Raw genomic sequence first — 674 nt, 5'->3', positions numbered from 1 at the left:
CTGGAGTAGTGAAAGTCGCAAACGGCGTTCCGCTGGAAACATTATTGGCTGTCCGGTTGGCCGTTCCGTCATTATAAATAACCGTATAAGGTCCTGTTCCGGCGGTTTCCGTAAAGGTCAGCTGGCTGGTGCCTGTCGCACAGAACGGGCCATTTGCGGACAAACTTCCCTGAGGCAGTGGATTTACAGTGATGGTCGCTGAAGCGCCCGTAAAGCCGCTGCTTCTGGAACAGCTATTCGAACCGGTTACCGAAACCAAGGTATAAGTCGTTGTAGCTATGACTGGAGTGGTGAAAGTCGCAAACGGAGTTCCGCTGGAAACATTATTGGCTGTCCGGTTGGCCGTTCCGTCATTATAAATAACCGTATAAGGCCCTGTTCCGGCGGTTTCCGTAAAGGTCAGCTGGCCGGTGCCTGTCGCACAGAACGGGCCATTTGCGGACAAACTTCCCTGAGGCAGTGGATTTACAGTGATGGTCGCTGAAGCGCCCGTAAATCCGCTGTTTCTGGAACAGCTATTCGAACCGGTTACCGAAACCAAGGTATAAGTCGTTGTAGATGTGACTGGAGTAGTGAAAGTCGCAAACGGCGTTCCGCTGGAAACATTATTGGCTGTCCGGTTGGCCGTTCCGTCATTATAAATAACCGTATAAGGTCCTGTTCCGGCGGTTTCC

1 protein-coding gene is annotated in these 674 nt (G+C 51.9%); it reads right to left on the bottom strand.

Annotated elements, in window-relative coordinates; translation table 11 throughout:
* Positions 1–674, bottom strand: a 674-nt coding sequence (locus ACFFLS_RS26100; protein WP_379689747.1) for a hypothetical protein, incomplete at both ends; no start/stop codon positions are given.

The organism is Flavobacterium procerum (assembly GCF_042431625.1).
In the GTDB taxonomy this organism is placed as follows: Bacteria; Bacteroidota; Bacteroidia; order Flavobacteriales; family Flavobacteriaceae; genus Flavobacterium; species Flavobacterium procerum.
This window is presented reverse-complemented; position numbering and strand designations above follow the sequence as displayed.